We start from the raw sequence: 2,911 nt of genomic DNA, 5'->3' as shown, positions 1-2,911 counted from the left end.
ATTTTAAAATCGACTCTAGCAAACCATTGGACACGAGTATGGCAACTTTATATCAATTACATAGCAGCATGGATACGCTTAGACGTAGTACAGAACAAATGGCTCTGTCGTGGCAGGCGGGCGACAGTATCCTTTTATTGGGCACGACCGTCGCGTATATAGATTGGCTCAATACGTATTTGGGTGATATTGAGACTATGGAGATAGAAACCATTGCCGGTATTTACGCGCTTGCTGATGATGTGGCACATCTGCATGAAAACACCGCAGCGAAGCTTAATCTAGCAGCAAAGCTCACTGGTATTTTAAGCGATGCTGAATGGGTAACGATGACCCAAGATAGTCGCTTTGATAAAGTGGTGACGATTGCCTTATGAGTATTTCTACTGACATGTCTCCATCCTCGCTGAGCACAATCGATGTAGCATTAGACCAAGATGGGCATTTATGCGACCACACCATCTGGACGCCCGTTATCGCACAGCAGTTAGCCAATACCTTGGACGTAGGTTTAGACGCTGAGCGCTTAGCTGTGTTGCAGCAAGTACGAGCATTTTTTGTAAAATTCAATCACGCCCCCGCTACGCGCCCCCTAATCAAATGGCTGCAGCAGACTTTACCTGATGATGACATCAGCAATCAAAAGTTGCAGCAGTTATTCAATACTGGCTTGGTCGCCCGCCACGTCAATCGCCTTGCTGGGCTGCCCAAACCGCCCAATTGCTTATAAATGCCCATAAAAAAGGCAGATAAATCGTTTTCTTTATCTGCCTTTGATAATTTTTTATCAAAAAGTGCCGTAAAACCACGTCCTTACAGGGCGTGGATGTAAGGCATTGTTAGCTAGGCACTTCTTGCTGCTGCTCAATGTACTGCCTAACAACATTAATTGAAGCACCACCGCAACTTGATGCAAAATAACTAGGCGACCACAGAGCATTACCCCAAAGCTGCCGATTGATCGATGCGTAATTCTTTTTACGAATCATTCTGCTAGACACGCCTTTCAAGCTATTTACTAGCGATGAAACACTGACTTTTGGCGGGTAATTCACCAAAAGGTGAACATGATCCTGCTCACCATTAAATTCCACTAGCTCTGCATCAAAATCCTGACACACTTGATTTAATATCAACCTCAGCTCGTCCAATATCTCTTTGGAAAACACTTTGCCTCTGTATTTAGTGACAAAGACCAAATGAACATGGATATTGTAAACAACCTGTCTACCACGCCTTAATGTGTTTGACATAACGTTAGACCAAATGTAAAATAAGATAAATAATTATAATCCATCCTATGAAAACACTCAAGTTACGCATTAAAGATAAACACGCAAACCAGCTAAATAAATTGGCTGGCGCGGTTAATTTTGTGTGGAACTATGTGAATGATTTGAGTTTTAAGCATTTGCAGCGCACAGGGCATTTCTGTTCAGCCTATGATTTGGCGATTTACACGAAAGGTAGCGGTGAGTTTTTGAATTTGCACAGCCAAACCTTGCAAGCTATCACCGAAACTCATGCTAAAAGCCGCAAACAATTTAAAAAAGCCAAGTTAAATTGGCGTACCAATAACCCTAAAGCCAAGCGTAAAAGCTTGGGCTGGATTCCTTTCAAAAAAACTGCCATTAAATACATGGGTATCAAAAAGGTGGGTAAGAAAACCCTTAAATCCACCATTCAACTCAGCCTTGCTAAAGGTAAAAAGCTGACCATTGACGTTTGGGATAGCTACAATTTAGCCCTCTACACCATTAATACTTGTGAGTTGGTGCAGGACAGCCGTGGGTTTTGGTATGCGTGTATCACCGTCAAAGAATACCTAAAAATTGAGTGCGGTGGTGGCAAGACTGGCATTGATTTGGGTTGCAAAGATTCAGCAACGACAAGCAATGGTGAGGTTTTAGCCACCAAACTGACCCATAAATACGCCCCAAAATTAGGTATCGCTCAAAGAGCTAAGAATAAAAAGCGGGTTAAGGCAATTCATGCCAAGATTAAAAACACCCGCCAAGACTTGATCCATAAATTCACCACCAATCTTGCCAAGACTAATAAAATAATCATTATCGGCAAGCTTCAATCAAAATCATTTACCTCAACCAAGCTAGCCAAGTCCGTCTATGACGCTGGTTGGTTTGAAGTTAAGCGGCAACTGACCTATAAATGCGAGAACGCAGGTTGCTACTATGACGAGGTAAATGAAAGTTACACCACCCAAACTTGTTCGTGTTGTGGCTCACGCCAAAACAGTCCGAAAGGTAGGATAGGTTTAGGAATCAGAGAATGGCTTTGCGGGTGCGGTGTCACTCATGACCGTGATATTAATGCGGCAAAGAATATTCTTGCGCTCGGGCTTGAGCGTCTAGCTGTAGGAATCCCCTCCGTTTAGGGAGGGGAGGGAGTCAAAATAAAGAATACTATTTAGGGTCGTAGACGGTCAGTGTCTCATAGCCAACACTACGACCTTCATCACCATAAAATCCTTGCTGTCGCCATACCTCATATAAGCATATTGCCACACTGTTCGACAGATTCAAACTGCGCGAATCCGCCAACATCGGTAACCGAAGCCAGTTATCAGCGCCAATATCCTCCCGTATATCATCTGTCAGTCCCGCTGTTTCTGAGCCAAAAACCATGGCGATATTATGTCCTGAAGACTCACTGCCTGACTGCTTATCAGCTTGCCCGCCAAAATCATAATCATAAAAGGGTTTGCTTAACTTGGTCGTCAGCGCAGTAATGGTATGACAATCAGCATCTTGTAATGCCTGTTTTGCCACTGACCAATCGTCATGTACTTGCAAATGGGCATACTCATGATAATCCAATCCTGCACGGCGCAATTTTTTATCATCCAGCTCAAACCCTAACGGTCTAACCAAATGCAGCTGCGCCCCACTAT

At 43.5% G+C, this 2,911-nt stretch carries 5 protein-coding genes; 3 read left to right on the top strand and 2 right to left on the bottom strand.

Annotated features, from left to right (window positions below):
- Positions 1-377: hypothetical protein (locus tag VLN09_RS04760; protein ID WP_325244189.1), on the top strand; the 377-nt coding region annotated here is incomplete at its 5' end.
- On the top strand, positions 374-730 hold the full coding sequence (locus VLN09_RS04755; RefSeq protein WP_325244187.1) for a TusE/DsrC/DsvC family sulfur relay protein: 357 nt from the start codon (positions 374-376) through the stop codon (positions 728-730). The genes VLN09_RS04760 and VLN09_RS04755, both read left to right, overlap by 4 nt.
- Positions 731-839: 109 nt before the next feature.
- On the opposite strand, the gene tnpA is transcribed toward VLN09_RS04755, so the two are convergent.
- On the bottom strand, positions 840-1,253 hold the full coding sequence (tnpA, locus tag VLN09_RS04750) for an IS200/IS605 family transposase (RefSeq protein ID WP_325244185.1): 414 nt from the start codon (positions 1,251-1,253) through the stop codon (positions 840-842).
- A 47-nt stretch (positions 1,254-1,300) separates the two neighbouring features.
- Here tnpA and VLN09_RS04745 point away from each other — a divergent pair, with 47 nt between their 5' ends.
- Positions 1,301-2,395: a transposase gene (locus tag VLN09_RS04745; protein ID WP_325244183.1), complete on the top strand. Its 1,095-nt coding sequence runs from the start codon at positions 1,301-1,303 to the stop codon at positions 2,393-2,395.
- A 28-nt stretch (positions 2,396-2,423) separates the two neighbouring features.
- Here the strand turns inward: VLN09_RS04745 and VLN09_RS04740 are convergent.
- A partial coding sequence (locus VLN09_RS04740) for a tRNA (cytidine(34)-2'-O)-methyltransferase (protein WP_325244181.1) occupies positions 2,424-2,911 on the bottom strand: 488 nt, incomplete at its 5' end.

Source organism: Psychrobacter sp. (genome assembly GCF_035469765.1).
Taxonomy (GTDB): domain Bacteria; phylum Pseudomonadota; class Gammaproteobacteria; order Pseudomonadales; family Moraxellaceae; genus Psychrobacter.
This window is presented reverse-complemented; position numbering and strand designations above follow the sequence as displayed.